The sequence below is a fragment of the Streptomyces sp. CA-278952 genome (genome assembly GCF_028747205.1).
In the GTDB taxonomy this organism is placed as follows: Bacteria; Actinomycetota; Actinomycetes; order Streptomycetales; family Streptomycetaceae; genus Streptomyces.
Genome location: NZ_CP112880.1, coordinates 2,962,098 through 2,978,319, shown reverse-complemented (window position 1 = coordinate 2,978,319; position 16,222 = coordinate 2,962,098). Strand labels below are relative to the sequence as shown.

Here is a 16,222-nt window from a genome sequence, read left to right as displayed (position 1 = left end):
GTCCGGGCGCCGCTCACCAGCCTCACACCCGGCCGCGGCACAGCTCCAGGAGCGTCATCGCCAGCGCGGTGCCCGGCTTGCCCAGCGCGTCCCTGTAGTGGCCGAGCACGGCCGTCTCCCGGGAGAGGTTGACCCGCCGGCCGCCCGAGGCGATGCGGGCCTGCTGGATCACCGCCGAGACGGCCATCCGTTCCTGGACGAGGCCGATGATCCGGTCGTCGAGGGCGTCGATGCGCTCCCGGGCGCCCCCGATCAGGACGGCGGCCTCGTCCGTGCGGGCGCCGGTCAGCTCGGCGGGGGTGACGGCGGTGGTGCCGGCAGGGGGTGCGGTGGTGGTCCCGGTGGTGGTGCTGCTCATGGTGGTGACTCCCGGTGGGGTGACGGCCCCCCGGGGCCAGCAGGCCCGGGATACGCGAGACGCCCCGGGCCTGCTGGCCCGGGGCGCCTGGAACGTTGCTTGTCAGTAGCTCAAGCAGCACGACCATGGCAGCCGGCGGGCCGGATGCCATAGGTAAAGACGGAGGTCGTGTGCTGACGCATGGGGCACAGTATGGCCCCGGCCCGGCGGCGCCCACAAAACGGGGCCCGGATCCTGAGACGCGACGAGCACCGGCCTTGAGGCGTCGGCTCCGTCCCCCGGCCCCGTCCCGCGTCCCCCGTCCCCGTCCCGCCGGCCCCGGCCCCCGGCCCGGCGGAGGGCTCGCGCACGGCCGGTAGAATTGGAAGAACCGACCCCCTTCACCACCGCCGGAAGGCCGCCCCCGTGCCAGCAGCACCCCCCGCCGCCCCCGACGCCACGGCCGACGTGGTCCTCGTCGTCGACTTCGGCGCGCAGTACGCCCAGCTCATCGCCCGCCGTGTCCGTGAGGCCCGGGTCTACAGCGAGATCGTCCCGTCCACCATGCCGGTGGCCGAGATGCTGGCCAAGAACCCGCGCGCGATCATCCTCTCCGGCGGCCCGTCGTCGGTGTACGCGGAGGGCGCGCCGTCCCTGGACCGCGCGCTCTTCGAGGCCGGGGTGCCCGTCTTCGGCATGTGCTACGGCTTCCAGCTGATGGCCACCACGCTCGGCGGCACGGTCGACGACAACGGGGCCCGTGAGTACGGCCGTACCCCGCTGCACGTCAGCAAGGCGGGCTCGACGCTCTTCGAGGGCACGCCCACCGAGCAGCCGGTGTGGATGTCGCACGGCGACGCCTGCTCGGCCGCCCCCGAGGGATTCACCGTCACCGCGTCCACCGACGTCGTGCCGGTCGCCGCCTTCGAGAACGACGAGAAGAAGCTCTACGGCGTCCAGTACCACCCGGAGGTCATGCACTCGACCCACGGCCAGCAGGTTCTGGAGCACTTCCTCTACCGCGGCGCGGGCATCGAGCCGAACTGGACCACGACCAACGTGGTCGAGGAGCAGATCGCGCTCATCCGCGAGCAGGTCGGCGACAAGCGCGCCATCTGCGGCCTCTCCGGCGGCGTGGACTCCGCGGTGGCCGCGGCCCTCGTCCAGAAGGCCATCGGCTCCCAGCTCACCTGCGTGTACGTCGACCACGGCCTGATGCGCAAGGGCGAGACCGAGCAGGTCGAGAAGGACTTCGTGGCCGCGACCGGCGCGAAGCTGAAGGTGGTCGACGCACAGAAGCGCTTCCTCGACGCCCTGGCCGGGGTCTCCGACCCCGAGCAGAAGCGGAAGATCATCGGCCGCGAGTTCATCCGCGTCTTCGAGCAGGCCCAGCTGGAGATCCTCCAGGAGGACGGCCCGGAGGTCGCCTTCCTCGTCCAGGGCACGCTCTACCCCGACGTCGTCGAGTCCGGCGGCGGCACCGGCACCGCCAACATCAAGTCCCACCACAACGTCGGCGGACTCCCCGACGACATCGAGTTCCAGCTCGTCGAGCCGCTGCGCCAGCTGTTCAAGGACGAGGTCCGCATGGTCGGCCAGGAGCTGGGCCTCCCCGAGGAGATCGTCCAGCGCCAGCCCTTCCCCGGCCCCGGCCTCGGCATCCGCATCGTCGGAGAGGTCACCAAGGAGCGCCTGGACCTGCTCCGCGACGCCGACGCCATCGCCCGCGAGGAGCTGACGGCGGCCGGCCTGGACCGCGACATCTGGCAGTGCCCGGTGGTCCTCCTCGCCGACGTCCGCTCGGTCGGAGTCCAGGGCGACGGCCGCACCTACGGCCACCCGATCGTGCTGCGCCCGGTCTCCTCCGAGGACGCCATGACGGCCGACTGGTCGCGTCTGCCGTACGAGACGCTGGCGAAGATCTCCACCCGCATCACCAACGAGGTCGCCGACGTCAACCGCGTCGTCCTCGACGTGACGAGCAAGCCGCCGGGGACCATCGAGTGGGAGTGACCTCCCCGCTCCTGGCGAGCCCGTAGGGCTCTCCCGGGTCAACGCCGATGCCGTCGCTCATTCGTTTGGGCGGCGGCATTGTCGTATCGGGTGGGTACGCTGAGTGAAGAGACGAGACTTCGGCGTATGGGAGTAATTATGAGCGCCGCACCCGAGCACAGGCTTGAGCAGCAGCCGAACCGGTGGCCTGTCCCGCCGGAGGGCGGCTGGACGGCGGACGACCTCGACCGGATTCCGGGCCTCCCGCCCCATACCGAGCTGATCGACGGGAGTCTCGTCTTCATGAGTCCGCAGACCGCCTTCCATGGGCGTGCCATGCGTTTGTTCGAGAATGCCCTGCTGGACCAGGCGCCGCCGCATCTGGACGTCCTGCGCGAGATGACGATCAAGTTGGACGAGAAGAACAGGCCGGAGCCGGATGTCCTGGTCTTCCCCATCGAGGCGAACACGGGCCACCGCCAGACCTGGTTCCGCCCCGAGGATGTCGTGCTCGCCGTCGAGGTGGTCTCGGACGACTCGGTGGAGCGTGATCGCGACGTCAAGCCCCGGAAGTACGCAGCTGCTGGAGTACGGCACTTCTGGCGGGTGGAGGCGGATGACGAAGGGCTGCCGATCGTCTATGTCTACGAACGTGACCCCGCACTGGAGGTCTATGTGCCCACAGGCATCCACCGCGACAAGCTCACCTTGACGGTTCCGTTCCCGCTGGACATCGACCTCACGGCGATCAACCGGCGCCGCCCCTAGAAACCGCTGGCACGGGCCCCGCCCCCCGTGCCAGGCTCCTCCACCATGTCCGCCGAAGAAGTCCGCGCCATCGTGTCCGCCGCCGGTAACGACCGCCTCACCTGGAACACCCCGCTCTCCGAGGAGCACGCGGACCGGCTGATCGCCGCCTGCGCCCCTGCTCCCGGATCCCGGATCGTCGACCTCGGTTCCGGCTGGGGCGAGTTGCTGATGCGGCTCGTCGAGTCCGCGCCCGGCGCCACCGGGGACGGCGTCGAGACCGATCCGGCCGCCGTGGTGCGCGGGCGGAAGCTCGCGGAGGCGCGAGGGCTCGCGGACCGGGTGGGGTTCCACGAGGTGCCCGCCGCCGAGTGGACCGAGGACGGGTACGACCTCGCCGTCTCCATCGGCTCCTCGCACGCCTGGCCCGGCACGACCCGTGAGGCCCTCACCGCCCTCGCCGCCACGGTGCGCCCCGGCGGACGGGTCCTGTTCGGCGAGGGCATCTGGCTGAAGGAACCGACCCCCGCCGCTTTGGAGGGCATCGGTGCCGAGCCCGGCGACTTCGGGTCGCTGCTGGAGCTGATCCGGCTGGCGGAGTCCGTCGGCCTGCGCGCGCTGCAGGTCACCGTCGCCGACGAGCGCGAATGGGACCTCTTCGAATCCGAGGGGCCGATCGGCCGCGGGCAGCGCTGGGCACTGGAACATCCGGACCATCCGCTGCACGCCGAGGTGACAGCCGAGATCGACGCCCGTCGCACCGGTTATTACGGCGGCTACCGCTCGTATCTCACGCTCGCCTATCTGGTGCTCAGCACCTGACGCAGCACCTGACCCCGGCCGGGGGCGGCAGACCTCTGGCCACCTGACCCACCCGGCGGTAACTTCCGGTCCCGTACGCCCAGGGAACCCGAGGAGCCGCCATGTCCGAGCATGTCGCCGTGCCCGCCCCCGCCCCGATCCCCGTCGAACAGCTCCAGTTCGCGATGGAGCCCGTGCACGCCTCGCCGGACGAGGAACGCGCGTACCGCAGGGAGCGGCTGGCGGGCGCGCTGCGGCTGTTCGGGGAGCTCGGGTACGAGGACGGGGTCTCCGGGCACATCAGCGCCCGCGACCCCGAGCTGGCGGACTGCTTCTGGGTCAACCCGTTCGGCGCTCCCTTCGCCGACATCGCCCCGCAGGACCTGATCCTCGTCAACGGCGACGGCCAGGTGGTCCGGGGCCGTTTCCACGTCAACCAGGCCGCTTTCACCGTCCACGCGGCGGTGCACCGGGCCCGCCCGGACACCGTGGCCGTCGCCCACGCCCACTCCACGCACGGGCGGGCGCTCGCCGCGCTCGGGGAGCCGATCGAGCCGATCACTCAGGAGTCCTGCGCCTTCTACGAGGACCACGCGCTGTACGACGCCTACTCCGGGGTCGTCGTGGACGAGGACGAGGGCCGGCGGATCGCCGCCGCGCTCGGGCCGCACAAGGCGGTGATCCTGCGCAACCACGGGCTGCTGACCGTCGGCGGTTCGGTGGACGCGGCGGCCTGGTGGTTCCTCACGATGGAGCGCGCCTGCCAGGTGCAACTGCTGGCGCGGGCCGCCGGGAAACCCGTCCTCATCTCGCACCGGGACGCCGTCACCACCCGCGACCACCTCGGCGGCGACCTGGTGGCCTGGATCAACTACCAACCCCTGTGGCAGCGGATCGCTCGAACATTCTGACGGCCCCCGCCCGCCGTCCGCCCCGATGCGGGCGACGTCCGCCCGGTACGGCACAATTCGCAGATATCGCAGGTGAGTTGGCTGTACCGGGACGGGAAAGGGCGTAATCCTCCGTGGCGTTGGACGAATCCAGGACGAGCGGCACGCACAGCGGCGGCTGTACGTGTGGCGACTGCCCGCACGGAGCCCGTCGCGGACACCGGCGCGCCGTCGCCGCGTTCCTGGCCAAACGGGACGAACTGGCGGCGGGCAAAGGGCTTCCCGCCGGGGTTGCCCAGTCGCCGTCCGCATCCCGACAGTGGGTGTCCGACGAGTTGACCGGGTCCGCCCGCACTGTTGCCGAGCGGGCCCGGGAAGCCGGTGACGCCTGGCTCCACCAGGTCTGGCGGGGGTCGTTGTTCGCCGTCTGGGGTGCGGCCGGGGCCCTCCTCGTCGGTGCGAGCCTCACCGCGATCGGGGCCGGCTGGTCCACCGCCCGTACCGCCGGGCTGATCGCCGCCCTCCTCACGGCCGGGCTGCTCACCGCCGCCGCCCGCCTCCACCGCGCCCGGGGCGGCCTCCTCGCTCCGCTGATCGGGGAGGACAACCGGCTCTCCACCTCGCGTACGGTCGCCGGTGCCTGGGTGCTGCTCGCCGTCTTCGCCGTCCTCGTTCTCGCGCTGCAACTGGCGGGGGCCTCCGACCCGGAGAAAAGGGACGCGCTGATCGAGGGGCTCGACCTCGTGCGCTCCGCCGGGGTCGTGGCCGTGCTGGCGCTCGTGTGCGCGGTCGCCGTCGTCGTGCGCCGCGTGGTGACCGTACGGGTGCTGGGCCAGCGGCTCCAGAAGCTGCGCGCCGACCGGCCGCGCGCCGCCGACCTGCTCACCGACGACTCGGGGCGCGGCTCCTTCACCGATGTGCAGTACGTGCTGGTCAGCGCCGTCGCCGTGCTGTTCGCCGCAGTGCGGCTGGCCCGCCGGCCCGAGCAGCTGCCCGACCTGCCGTGGGGGCTCGCGCTGCTGGTGGCGGTCTCGGCGGCGACCTACTTCGCCGGGAAGTACGCGGAGGGCGGCCGGCCCGTCGTGCTGTCCGTCGTGCGGGCCAGGGAGGCCGGGGACCTGGACGCCCCCATCCGGACCGGCGACGACATCGAGATCCGGGGCGCGGGCTTCGTACCGCCCGGCGCGGGCGGCCCCGACCGGCTGGCCCGGCTCGTCGTACGGATCGGCACGGTCCATGTCCACGTACCGCTGGTCCCGGTCGCCGGGGGCTTCGCGAACCCGACCGACACCGTCCTGACCGTGCCGGTGCCGGTCGAGGTCGAGCCGGGGACCGTGGACGTCCAGGTCGTCACCGCCGCCGGGGTGGAGACCAACCGCTGCCCGATCGACGTCACGGACTGACCGGCACCCGTCAGCCGAGCGGATTTCTGCCGCCGATCGCGTCCCAGCCCTGGTGAGCAGCGCGCCGAGGGCGTACGTATGGTCGAGGTGACGGGATCTCGGGAGGCAGGGCAGTGGTGATGAACGGTTACGGCGGCGGATCGTACGGTCTGGGCGAGCGCAGGACACTGAGGGAGCAGGCGGGCACGTACGCCCTGCTGCCGCTGCGGATCTTCCTCGGCGTCACCTTCGTGTACGCGGGCCTCGACAAGCTCACGGACAGCGCGTTCCTGTCCGCGACCGGTACCGGCTCCATCGGCGAGATGATGCGCGGGGTGCGCGACTCCTCCGCGGTCCCCGCCCTCGTCGACCTGGCGCTGAAGAGCCCCGAGGGCTTCGGTTACGCCATCGCGATCGGGGAACTCCTCGTCGGCCTCGGCACCCTCGTCGGGCTCTGGGCCCGGCTCGCGGCGCTCGGCGGCGCGCTGATCTCGCTGAGCCTCTGGCTGACCGTGAGCTGGCAGGCCACCCCGTACTACTACGGCAACGACCTGCCCTATCTGATGGCGTGGCTGCCGCTGGTACTCGCGGGCGCCACCGTGTTCTCCGCCGACGCCTTCCTCGCCTCCCGCCGCCGCAGCATGTAGGCGGCCCACGTCACCGTCGCGGCCAGCCACAGTCCGCCGAGGAACAGCGGCAGGAAGAACGTCCACGGCGCCTCCCAGGCCCCGGCGGCATCGGCCGCGTACCCGCCGGCCAGGCCCAGCATCGTCAGGCCCGCCACCGCACGGCCGGGCCGGAATTCATGACGCAGCACGGGTGACCTCCACCTGTCCGATGCCGACTTCCAGCACCAGTTCGATCGTTCCGGCGGGCTTCGTGCCCGCGGGCGGCGGCAGCGTCCGCTGCTTCGCCTCGTCGCTGTTGATCCGGACCTGGACCCGCTGCCCCTCCTCCAGCCGGATCTCCCCGAGACCCGCCTCGGCGCGCACCTTCACCGTCACGTTCTCCGGGACGACGACGGCCGCCCGCCCCGCCGCCACATCGAGCCCCGTGCGCACGGTCTCGCCCTTGGCCACCTTCACTCCGGACAGGTCCAGCCGGGCGTCGCCCGTACGCAGCTCGTAGTGCGGCGCGACGGCGGACACCGAGGCCGGCCGCCACTCCTGGCGCGCCCACGAGGTGTCGATGTCCTTGGGGAGTACCGCCGCGCCCGCCAGCAGACCCGCCGTGATCATCGCCATCAGGACCGTGCCGAAACCGGTCCGCCCCAGCAACGAGGCGATCAGCAGGCCGAGCCCGAAGACGGCGAGAGCGGCGACCAGGCCGATCTGGAGGGCGGTGCCCAGCGGCTGCTGCTCCCAGCTCAGCCCGGTGCCCAGACCGCCCGCCACCAGCGCCGTCAGGAAGACCGGACCGCCGATGGAGCGCGGCCCGCGCTCCACGGGCGACGGCTGCGGCCTCAGGAACGGGGCGTCCGGAGTGGGCCGCCCGGCCTTCGCCCCGGCGTGCGCCGTGCCGGCGTCCGTGTCCGGCGGACCCCACAGATAGCCGGGGCCGACCGGCCCCATGGTGCCGTCCTTGACGATCGGGTCCCGCCACCACGACGGACTGCCGGGTGTCGGCGGGGCTTTCACCTCCGGCGGCGGCGTGCCGAGCCCGCCCGTGTGCACGGGGCCGGGCGGGGCCGCCGGTGCGCCGGGCGGGGCCGCCGGGTCCTCCGGGGCCCCCGCCGTCCGCCGGGACTGCGTCCATACGGAGAAGCCGACGACCGCCAGCGTCAGCAGCGCGGCGAACGCCAGCATGTCCCGGTTGTGCAGCATCGACAGGAACAGCCCGCAGCCGATCAGCGCCAGCAGCAGCGCCACCAGGGACGCCCCGTCGACCCGCCCCGACAGCAGTTTGCGCGCCTCGTTCTCGTCGTCGCCGTCCGCGGGCAGCAGCAGCCACGCGAAGCCGTAGAAGATCAGACCGATGCCTCCGGTCGCCGACAGCACACCGAGCACGATCCGGAAGATCACCGGATCCACGTCGCAGTACCGGCCGAGTCCACCGCACACCCCGGCGACGACCTTCTGTCGCGGGGTGCGCCGCAGCGTCGGCTTCGGCGCTTCGGGGGGCGCGACGCCGGGAGCGGCGTCCGAGGGAGCGGTCATGCCTCCATGGTGACGGTCCGGACCGCCCGCCGGGACCCGCGCCGACCCTGGACGGTCCCTGATATTGCCCGTGTACGCCCCTGAAGGGCCAGAACCCAAGATCTTCATGACACTTCTAGCGGGGGAGGGGAGCTGTCATCAGGCGTGCGCTGGGGACAGCATCAGGGTCACTTCGGGGGCCGACCCTGATGCCGCCCCGCGTCCGCACGTGTGACGATCGGGGTATGCCAGCCGCCACCGCCCGAGCCGCCAGCTCCGTCGCCGCCGACCCGGAGGAGCCCGCACCGCGCAAGCTCTACCGCAGCGCCGACGGCCGGCTGCTCGGCGGCGTCGCGCGCGGGCTCGCCGGACACCTCGGGCTGCCCGTCGCCTGGGTGCGGTTCCTCTTCCTCGGGCTGTTCTTCACCGACGGCCTCGGCGCGGTGCTCTACGCGGTGTTCTGGATCGTCGTGCCGCTCGGCGTCGGCGGCGTCGACGCCCCGCGCTCCGTGTTCGAGACGTCGGCGGACGGCCGCCGCAAGCTCCGTAAACCGGACAGGGGCCAGGTCTTCGCGCTGGTCGCCCTGACCGTCGGGGCCGTCGCGTTCATCGTCAACGTCGACATGGGCAGCGAGGCAGACCGCTACATCTGGCCCACCCTCCTGATCGGCGCGGGCTCCGTCCTGGTCTGGCGGCAGGCGGACAACGCCCGCCGCGCCCGCTGGATGGAGACCGGCCGCAACCGCAAGCTGCTGCACCTGGCCCGCGGCCTCGCCGGAGTGGCCCTCGTCGGCCTCGGCCTCGCCGTGTTCATAGTGGTGCGCGGCTCGGCCGCCCAGCTCGGCAACGTGCTCACCGCGGCCATCGCCGTGCTCACCGGCATCGCCCTGCTCGCCGGCCCCTACCTGGTGCGCATGACACAGGACCTCTCCGAGGAGCGCCTGATGCGCATCCGCGCCCAGGAACGGGCCGAGGTCGCCGCCCACGTCCACGACTCCGTGCTGCACACCCTCACCCTGATCCAGCGCAACGCCGACGACGGTGGCGAGGTCAGACGCCTCGCCCGCGCTCAGGAGCGCGAGCTGCGCAACTGGCTCTACAACCCCGAGGGCACCGGCAAGGACGAGGACGACGAGCCGGAGACCCTGGCGGAGGCGGTCAAACGGGCCGCCGCCGAGGTCGAGGACAAGCACGGCGTCCCGCTGGAGGTCGTCGTGGTCGGCGACTGCCCCCTCGACGACAAGCTGACCGCGCAGATGCAGGCCGCGCGCGAGGCGATGGTCAACGCCGCCAAGTACGGTGGCGAGGGCGGCGCCGTCCAGGTCTTCGCGGAGGTCGAGGGCCGCACGGTCTTCGTCTCCGTACGGGACCGGGGTCCGGGATTCGACCTCGACGAGGTTCCCGGGGACAGGATGGGCGTACGAGAATCAATCATCGGCCGGATGCAGCGCAACGGCGGCAGCGCCCGGCTGCGTTCGGTGCCCGGCGGGGGCACCGAGGTCGAGCTGGAGATGGAGAGGGCGAGCGAATGACCGAGAACACCGAAGCCACCGGGGGCCCGGAGCGACGGGTACGGGTCGTGCTCGTCGACGACCACCGGATGTTCCGCACCGGGGTGCAGGCCGAGATCGGCCGCACCGAGGAGACCGGCGTCGAGGTGGTCGGCGAGGCCGCCGACGTCGACCAGGCGGTCACCGTCATCACGGCGACCCGCCCCGAGGTCGTTCTCCTCGACGTCCATCTCCCGGGCGGCGGCGGCGTCGAGGTGCTCCGCCGCTGCGCCCCCATGATGGGCACGGCCGAGAACCCGGTCCGTTTCCTCGCGCTCTCCGTCTCGGACGCGGCGGAGGACGTCATCGGCGTCATCCGGGGTGGTGCGCGCGGCTACGTCACCAAGACGATCACCGGCACCGACCTGGTGAACTCGGTCTTCCGGGTCCAGGAGGGGGACGCGGTCTTCTCGCCGCGTCTGGCCGGCTTCGTCCTGGATGCCTTCGCCTCCACGGACGCCCCGCCGGTCGACGAGGACCTGGACCGCCTCACCCAGCGCGAGCGCGAGGTGCTGCGGCTGATCGCCCGCGGCTACGCCTACAAGGAGATCGCCAAGCAGCTGTTCATCTCGGTGAAGACGGTCGAGTCGCACGTCTCGGCGGTCCTCAGGAAGCTCCAGCTCTCCAACCGGCACGAGCTGACCCGGTGGGCGACGGCTCGACGGCTGGTCTGAGACCGTCGCTCACCTGTCGGCCGGCTCCAGCGAGATGTTGACCTTCTCGCCGACCCGTCGGTAGCCGACGCCCGCGTAGACCCGCTCGACGTCGGGGTCGCCCGGCTCCAGCCAGACCGCCCGGCAGCCCTGGTCGAAGGCCCGTGCTGTCAGCCACGCGGAGAGCGCGGCGCCCACGCCCCGGCGGCGGTGGCGGGCGGCGACGGCGAGCCCGGCCAGTTCGCTCAGGCCGTCGATCGCGGCCGAGCAGCCGCCGGCCCCGGCCGGCGCTCCGTCGAGGACGGCCAGTGCGGCGACCCCGTCGCCGGCGGCCGCCGCGCGCAGCCAGTCGGTCATTCCCGGCTCGGGCTCGCCCTCTCCGCCGAAGCCGTGGTGCTGGACGCGGGCGGCCTCGGTGAACTCCGCCTCGGTGACCGGTGTGCCGATGCGGAGACCGTCGACCGGCTTCGTCGGCCGGAGCTCCTCGCGGCCGCAGGCGAGCACCGGGGCGCGGTTCTCCACGGTGAAACCGGCGGCCAGCAGGGCGGGTTCGACGGCCGGGGCCCAGGCGGGCAGGAACTCCAGGCGCGGAAGCCGTTCGTGCTTCCCGAACGCGTCGACCAGGGCCGCCACCTCGTCCGCCGTGGGTTCCGCGTCCCGGTCGGGAATGGCGTAGTTGGCGTACTTCAGTTCCCAGCCCGGGTTGTGCCGGACGGTGAACGGGCCCACCCGGTAGTGGTCCGGGGAGCGCAGCGCGAGCGCCCGGGCGTAGTCCTGGACGGCGTTTGCCATCGACGTCATACGGGAGTTCCTTCGGCCGGGGATCGGGACCTGCGCGGCGGACTATGCCACCCGGGCCGCTCCGGCGAAAGGCATCTGATCGACGAGCGCGATGCGGACCGGCGCTCCGGGGCGCGGGGCGTGGATCATCTGGCCGCCGCCGGTGCAGAGGCCGACATGGCGGATCCCGGAGGAGAAGAACACCAGTTCACCGGGGGCCGGTTCGGAGCGGGGGACCCGGGCTCCGGCGTTGATCTGGATGTAGGTGGTGCGCGGCAGGCTCACGGCGGGCGTCGGCCGGTTCGGTGCGGATCGCGGTGCGGATCGCGGTGCGGTGTTCGCGCAGCTCGGCGCGGCGAGTGGCGAGTCGGGAAGCGCACAAGAAAGGTTGGCCTCACTGAAAGGTAAATCCTTGGCCCTGGCTAGGCTCCGGAGACATGGACGTACTCATCAATGTCTTCGTCGCCCTGCACATCATCGGCATCGCCTCCCTGCTGGGCGGCTTCCTGACGCAGATGAAGGCCATGGGAGCGGGCACCGCCCGCTTCATCCCCGCCATGCTGCACGGCGCGCTGACCATGCTCGTCACCGGCATCGCCCTGGTCGGGCTCGCTCAGGCCGACGACCAGACCGTGAACAACGTCAAGATCGGCATCAAGCTCGCCCTGCTGGTCGTGATCCTCGCCCTCGTCTACGTCAAGCGGGACGACGAGACGGTGGACAAGGGCGCGTTCGCCGCGGTCGGCGGACTGACGGCCGCCAACATCTTCATCGCCACGGTCTGGACCTGAGCCTCCCCGGGGGCGGCCGCCGGAGGGCCGCCCCCGGCGCGCGTCACGCCGGCCGCACGCTTCCGTAGATCGGCATGGAGTAGATCGACTCCTCGCGCACGTTCGCACCCGGCTTCGGGGCGTGGATCATCATCCCGTCGCCCTTGTAGATGCCGACGTGGCTGATGTCGTCGTAGAAGAAGACCAGGTCTCCGGGGATCAGATCGGAGGTGGCGACCCGCGTCCCGACCTCCACCTGGTCCCAGGTCGTCCGGGGCAGGGTCACGCCCGCCTCCCGCCACGCCGCCTGCGTCAGCCCCGAGCAGTCGTAACTGGAGGGGCCCGACGCGCCCCACACGTACGGCTTGCCGATCTGGGCGCGGGCGAAGGCCAGGACCTTCTCCGCCTTGGCGGCGTAACCGCTGTCCGTACCGGTGCCGGTGCCGGAGCCCGGATCCGTTCCCGTACCGGAACCGGAACCGGAACCGGAACCGGAGCCCGTGCCCGAACCGCCGCCGGACTCCTTCGCCGCCTCCTCGCGGGCCTTCTCCTTCGCCTCGGCGGCCTGCCGGGCGGCCAGCTTCGCCGCCTTCTCCTTCGCCTCGGCCTCCTGTCTGCGCTCCAGCTCCGCCAGCCGCGCCTTCTCCTCGGCGGTCAGCCTCGACAGCAGGTTCCGGGCCTCGGTGAGCTTGGTCTGCACGTCCTTCTTGCTGGAGGCGAGCGTGGCCTGCGTCTCGGTGAGGGTCTCCAGGCTCTTCACCGCCTCCGCGCGCTTCTTCGCCGCCGAGGCCTGCTGCGTACGGACCTCGGTGACGGCCTTCTGCTGCCGCTCCGTCGCCCGGTCCATCAGCCGGCTCTGGTCGAAGTACCCCTGCGGGTTCTCCGCCAGGAAGAACGTCGCCGCGGGCGCGATGCCCCCGTTGCGGTACTGGGCCGCCGCGTAGGAGCCCAGCGCCCGGCGCGCCTCGTTGATCTTCTCGGCCCGCTTCGCCACGTCGGAGAGCAGCGTGTCGACCTTCGTCTGCTGGGACGCGGAGGCGGCCTTGGCCCGGTTGTACTCCTGGGTCGCGGTGCCCGCCTGCCGGTACAGGGCGTCGACCTTCTTCTGTACTTCCTCGACGGCGGGCTTCGGCTCGGTGGGCGCGGCCGTGGCGCTCTGCGTGGAGAGCAGCGTCACGGAGGCCAGCGCGGCCGTCGTCAGCCCGACGGCGGGGGTGGTGGTGCGCACCTTCGTGCGCGGCTTGCGATGCGATGCCAAGACCGGCATCTCCTTCCGTGGACCGCCTACCGGGTTAGCTGTCGGGTTCGGACGGAACGGAAGGCTGTCCTACGGTCCCGGATGCGAGGGCACGGACCGATTCACCCCGGTGTCGCGTGTGGGTCCCCGGTTCCGAACCGCCAGGGCGGCAGGACGGATTCGGCAGAGGCGCCCGTTGGGCGTGGTTCGCCTCAGGGAGGTACGGGCCACCTGACCGAGCACGCTAGCCAACCGGCCCCGCCGCTGGGAAGGACGATGAGCGATATGCCCGATACATTTTCGTGACCTTTCCCGATCAGGGGCCGGGCACCCCCTCCGACCGGGCACTCCTTCACGGAACGTCGACGTCCGGTCTCCGTGCGTACGGGGGACGGCGTGGTGCGAGCGGCTGCTTTCCGGCTTCGGCGGAACGTTGTCAGTCCGGCCGCCTAGACTCGGGAGGCGATGAGCAGCCTCTTTGACGACAGTTTCCTGACCGGCCTCCAGTCCGCGGAGGACGGCCCCCCGCCGCCTCCCGAGGACCACGCGCCCGAAGCGGTGCCGGAGGGACTCTTCGGAGGCGTCTACGACGCGCCCCCGCCGCCCCGGGACGGGTATTACCGGGACGGTCACGCGCGCCCGGTGATCGACTCCGCCGCGCTGCTCGACGGGCTGAACACCGAGCAGCGCGCCGCCGTCGTGCACGCCGGGTCCCCGCTGCTCATCGTCGCCGGGGCCGGCTCCGGCAAGACCCGGGTTCTCACCCACCGCATCGCCCACCTGCTGGCCGAGCGCGGGACGCACCCCGGGCAGATCCTCGCGATCACCTTCACCAACAAGGCCGCGGGCGAGATGAAGGAGCGCGTCGAGCAGCTCGTCGGCCCCCGCGCCAACGCCATGTGGGTCATGACCTTCCACAGCGCGTGCGTCCGCATCCTGCGCCGCGAGTCGAAGAAGCTCGGCTTCACCTCGTCGTTCTCGATCTACGACGCCGCCGACTCCAAGCGGCTGATGGCCCTGGTCTGCCGCGACCTCGACCTGGACCCGAAGCAGTTTCCGCCGAAGTCCTTCACCGCCAAGGTCTCCAACCTCAAGAACGAGCTCATCGACGAGGAGACCTTCGCCGGACAGGCGGCGGACGGTTTCGAGAAGACCCTGGCCCAGGCGTACGCGCTCTACCAGGCCCGCCTGCGCGAGGCCAACGCCCTGGACTTCGACGACATCATCATGACGACGGTCCACCTGCTCCAGGCCTTCCCGGACGTCGCCGAGCACTACCGCCGCCGCTTCCGCCACGTCCTCGTCGACGAGTACCAGGACACCAACCACGCCCAGTACACGCTGGTAAGGGAGCTGGTCGGCCCGGCCGGGGAGGCCGACGCACCCGCCGAGCTGTGCGTGGTGGGCGACGCGGACCAGTCGATCTACGCCTTCCGGGGCGCGACCATCCGCAACATCCTCCAGTTCGAGGAGGACTACCCGAGCGCGACGACGATCCTGCTGGAGCAGAACTACCGCTCCACGCAGACGATCCTCTCCGCCGCCAACGCCGTCATCGAGCGCAACGAGAGCCGCCGCCCCAAGAACCTCTGGACCAACGCCGGCAGCGGCGCCCGCATCACCGGCTACGTCGCCGACACCGAGCACGACGAGGCGCAGTTCGTCGCCGACGAGATCGACCGGCTCACCGACGCGGGCGACGCCAAGGCGGGCGACGTCGCCGTCTTCTACCGGACCAACGCCCAGTCCCGTGTCTTCGAAGAGATCTTCATCCGCGTCGGCCTGCCCTACAAGGTCGTCGGCGGTGTGCGCTTCTACGAGCGCAAGGAGGTCCGGGACGTCCTGGCCTACCTCCGGGTCCTGGCCAACCCCGAGGACACCGTCCCGCTGCGCCGCATCCTCAACGTCCCCAAGCGCGGCATCGGCGACCGCGCCGAAGCCATGATCGACGCCCTGTCGATGCGCGAGAAGATCTCCTTCCCGCAGGCACTGCGCCGCGTCGACGAGGCGTACGGCATGGCCGCCCGCTCGTCCAACGCCGTCAAGCGCTTCAACACGCTGATGGAGGAGCTGCGCACGATCGTCGAGTCCGGCGCGGGGCCCGCAGTCGTGCTGGAAGCGGTCCTGGAGCGTACGGGCTATCTCGCCGAGCTCCAGGCCTCCACCGACCCGCAGGACGAGACCCGCGTCGAGAACCTCCAGGAACTCGCCGCCGTCGCCCTCGAATTCGAGCAGGAGCGCGGCGACGAGGAAGGCGCGGGCACGCTCGCGGAGTTCCTGGAGAAGGTCGCGCTCGTCGCCGACTCCGACCAGATCCCCGACGAGGACGAGGACGGCTCCGGCGTCATCACGCTGATGACCCTGCACACGGCGAAGGGCCTGGAGTTCCCGGTCGTCTTCCTCACCGGCATGGAGGACGGCGTCTTCCCGCACATGCGGGCCCTCGGCCAGACCAAGGAGCTGGAGGAGGAGCGCCGTCTCGCGTATGTCGGCATCACCCGCGCCCGCGAACGGCTCTACCTGACCCGGGCCGCGATGCGCAGCGCCTGGGGCCAGCCCTCGTACAACCCGCCCTCGCGGTTCCTGGAGGAGATCCCGGAAGCGCACCTGGACTGGCGGCGCAAGGGCCCGATGGCCGCCCCCGCCGGGCCCACCTCCGGCATCACGTCCTCGCTGTCCTCCTCCCGTTCCCGCTCGGGCCCTTCGGGTTTCGCGACCCGGCGTGGCGGCGCGGAGAAGCCGACGGTCACCCTGGTGGCCGGGGACCGGGTCACGCACGACCAGTTCGGGCTCGGCACGGTGACGGCCGTCGAGGGTTTCGGCGACCAGGCCAAGGCGACGGTCGACTTCGGCGACGAACGCCCGAAGAAGCTGCTGCTGCGGTACGCGCCGGTCGAGAAGCTGTAGAGGGGCGGGCCAGGGCCGGACATACGGAAGCGGGAGCGAGG

At 71.8% G+C, this 16,222-nt stretch carries 15 protein-coding genes, 1 pseudogene and 1 riboswitch; of the genes and pseudogenes, 10 read left to right on the top strand and 6 right to left on the bottom strand.

The annotated features are described in order from the left end of the window. Positions 1 to 22: 22 nt before the first annotated feature. Positions 23 to 358: a chorismate mutase gene (locus tag N7925_RS12980; protein WP_265599813.1), complete on the bottom strand. Its 336-nt coding sequence runs from the start codon at positions 356 to 358 to the stop codon at positions 23 to 25. 405 nt (positions 359 to 763) lie between these two features. On the opposite strand from N7925_RS12980, the gene guaA reads away from it, so the two are divergent. From guaA to N7925_RS12950, 6 genes are all read left to right on the top strand, one after another. After that, positions 764 to 2,350, top strand: a complete 1,587-nt coding sequence (gene guaA, locus N7925_RS12975; protein WP_274343943.1) for a glutamine-hydrolyzing GMP synthase — start codon at positions 764 to 766, stop codon at positions 2,348 to 2,350. Positions 2,351 to 2,488: 138 nt separating this feature from the next. Beyond that, positions 2,489 to 3,097 carry a Uma2 family endonuclease gene (locus N7925_RS12970; protein WP_274343942.1) on the top strand — a complete coding sequence of 203 codons (609 nt, stop codon included), beginning with the start codon at positions 2,489 to 2,491 and terminating at the stop codon, positions 3,095 to 3,097. Between the two features lie 45 nt (positions 3,098 to 3,142). Then, positions 3,143 to 3,898 carry an SAM-dependent methyltransferase gene (locus N7925_RS12965; protein WP_274343941.1) on the top strand — a complete coding sequence of 252 codons (756 nt, stop codon included), beginning with the start codon at positions 3,143 to 3,145 and terminating at the stop codon, positions 3,896 to 3,898. Between the two features lie 101 nt (positions 3,899 to 3,999). Continuing rightward, a complete protein-coding gene (locus N7925_RS12960; RefSeq protein WP_274343940.1) occupies positions 4,000 to 4,788 on the top strand; it encodes a class II aldolase/adducin family protein in 789 nt (262 codons plus the stop codon). A 113-nt stretch (positions 4,789 to 4,901) separates the two neighbouring features. Further along, entirely contained in the window at positions 4,902 to 6,170 is a 1,269-nt protein-coding gene (locus N7925_RS12955) for a hypothetical protein (RefSeq protein ID WP_274343939.1), read from the top strand. A 119-nt stretch (positions 6,171 to 6,289) separates the two neighbouring features. Further along, positions 6,290 to 6,796, top strand: a complete 507-nt coding sequence (locus tag N7925_RS12950) for a DoxX family protein (RefSeq protein ID WP_265603853.1) — start codon at positions 6,290 to 6,292, stop codon at positions 6,794 to 6,796. Here the strand turns inward: N7925_RS12950 and N7925_RS12945 are convergent. Both N7925_RS12945 and N7925_RS12940 read right to left on the bottom strand, forming a co-directional pair. Continuing rightward, complete coding sequence (locus N7925_RS12945) at positions 6,706 to 6,966, bottom strand: hypothetical protein (RefSeq protein WP_265599807.1); 261 nt, start codon at positions 6,964 to 6,966, stop codon at positions 6,706 to 6,708. The two genes, N7925_RS12950 and N7925_RS12945, sit on opposite strands and share 91 nt — an antisense overlap. Then, on the bottom strand, positions 6,953 to 8,305 hold the full coding sequence (locus tag N7925_RS12940) for a PspC domain-containing protein (protein ID WP_265599806.1): 1,353 nt from the start codon (positions 8,303 to 8,305) through the stop codon (positions 6,953 to 6,955). The genes N7925_RS12945 and N7925_RS12940 overlap by 14 nt, the downstream gene beginning before the upstream one ends. Before the next feature lie 224 nt (positions 8,306 to 8,529). Here N7925_RS12940 and N7925_RS12935 point away from each other — a divergent pair, with 224 nt between their 5' ends. Both N7925_RS12935 and N7925_RS12930 read left to right on the top strand, forming a co-directional pair. Next, a complete protein-coding gene (locus N7925_RS12935; RefSeq protein WP_265599805.1) occupies positions 8,530 to 9,816 on the top strand; it encodes a PspC domain-containing protein in 1,287 nt (428 codons plus the stop codon). Beyond that, positions 9,813 to 10,508 carry a LuxR C-terminal-related transcriptional regulator gene (locus tag N7925_RS12930; protein ID WP_007450924.1) on the top strand — a complete coding sequence of 232 codons (696 nt, stop codon included), beginning with the start codon at positions 9,813 to 9,815 and terminating at the stop codon, positions 10,506 to 10,508. Before N7925_RS12935 ends, N7925_RS12930 begins: the two co-directional genes overlap by 4 nt. Positions 10,509 to 10,517: 9 nt before the next feature. Here the strand turns inward: N7925_RS12930 and N7925_RS12925 are convergent, their stop codons facing one another. Together N7925_RS12925 and N7925_RS12920 are read right to left on the bottom strand one after the other, a co-directional pair. Next, the gene (locus N7925_RS12925) at positions 10,518 to 11,288 is read right to left on the bottom strand and encodes a GNAT family N-acetyltransferase (RefSeq protein ID WP_274343938.1); all 771 of its coding nucleotides are present in this window, start codon (positions 11,286 to 11,288) and stop codon (positions 10,518 to 10,520) included. Between the two features lie 42 nt (positions 11,289 to 11,330). Continuing rightward, positions 11,331 to 11,552, bottom strand: a pseudogene (locus tag N7925_RS12920) (C40 family peptidase); the annotation flags it as partial. A 152-nt stretch (positions 11,553 to 11,704) separates the two neighbouring features. Between N7925_RS12920 and N7925_RS12915 the strand changes: the two are divergent. After that, the gene (locus N7925_RS12915) at positions 11,705 to 12,058 is read left to right on the top strand and encodes a hypothetical protein (RefSeq protein ID WP_265599803.1); all 354 of its coding nucleotides are present in this window, start codon (positions 11,705 to 11,707) and stop codon (positions 12,056 to 12,058) included. Between the two features lie 43 nt (positions 12,059 to 12,101). Here the strand turns inward: N7925_RS12915 and N7925_RS12910 are convergent, their stop codons facing one another. Further along, positions 12,102 to 13,304 (bottom strand): C40 family peptidase, encoded by a 1,203-nt coding sequence (locus tag N7925_RS12910; RefSeq protein ID WP_274343937.1) that lies wholly within the window; start codon positions 13,302 to 13,304, stop codon positions 12,102 to 12,104. Next, positions 13,303 to 13,470, bottom strand: a riboswitch (cyclic di-AMP (ydaO/yuaA leader). Its footprint overlaps the gene before it by 2 nt. A gap of 269 nt (positions 13,471 to 13,739) precedes the next feature. Between N7925_RS12910 and pcrA the strand changes: the two genes are divergently transcribed. After that, on the top strand, positions 13,740 to 16,181 hold the full coding sequence (gene pcrA, locus N7925_RS12905) for a DNA helicase PcrA (RefSeq protein WP_265599801.1): 2,442 nt from the start codon (positions 13,740 to 13,742) through the stop codon (positions 16,179 to 16,181). The last annotated feature ends 41 nt before the right edge of the window (positions 16,182 to 16,222 follow it).

Coding starts and splice junctions, on each gene's coding strand:
- N7925_RS12980 (WP_265599813.1), bottom strand. CDS start 358: ATGAGCAGCACCACCACCGGGACCACCACCGCACCCCCTGCCGGCACC.
- N7925_RS12970 (WP_274343942.1), top strand. CDS start 2,489: ATGAGCGCCGCACCCGAGCACAGGCTTGAGCAGCAGCCGAACCGGTGG.
- N7925_RS12965 (WP_274343941.1), top strand. CDS start 3,143: ATGTCCGCCGAAGAAGTCCGCGCCATCGTGTCCGCCGCCGGTAACGAC.
- N7925_RS12960 (WP_274343940.1), top strand. CDS start 4,000: ATGTCCGAGCATGTCGCCGTGCCCGCCCCCGCCCCGATCCCCGTCGAA.
- N7925_RS12950 (WP_265603853.1), top strand. CDS start 6,290: ATGAACGGTTACGGCGGCGGATCGTACGGTCTGGGCGAGCGCAGGACA.
- N7925_RS12940 (WP_265599806.1), bottom strand. CDS start 8,305: ATGACCGCTCCCTCGGACGCCGCTCCCGGCGTCGCGCCCCCCGAAGCG.
- N7925_RS12935 (WP_265599805.1), top strand. CDS start 8,530: ATGCCAGCCGCCACCGCCCGAGCCGCCAGCTCCGTCGCCGCCGACCCG.
- N7925_RS12930 (WP_007450924.1), top strand. CDS start 9,813: ATGACCGAGAACACCGAAGCCACCGGGGGCCCGGAGCGACGGGTACGG.
- N7925_RS12925 (WP_274343938.1), bottom strand. CDS start 11,288: ATGACGTCGATGGCAAACGCCGTCCAGGACTACGCCCGGGCGCTCGCG.
- N7925_RS12915 (WP_265599803.1), top strand. CDS start 11,705: ATGGACGTACTCATCAATGTCTTCGTCGCCCTGCACATCATCGGCATC.
- N7925_RS12910 (WP_274343937.1), bottom strand. CDS start 13,304: ATGCCGGTCTTGGCATCGCATCGCAAGCCGCGCACGAAGGTGCGCACC.
- pcrA (WP_265599801.1), top strand. CDS start 13,740: ATGAGCAGCCTCTTTGACGACAGTTTCCTGACCGGCCTCCAGTCCGCG.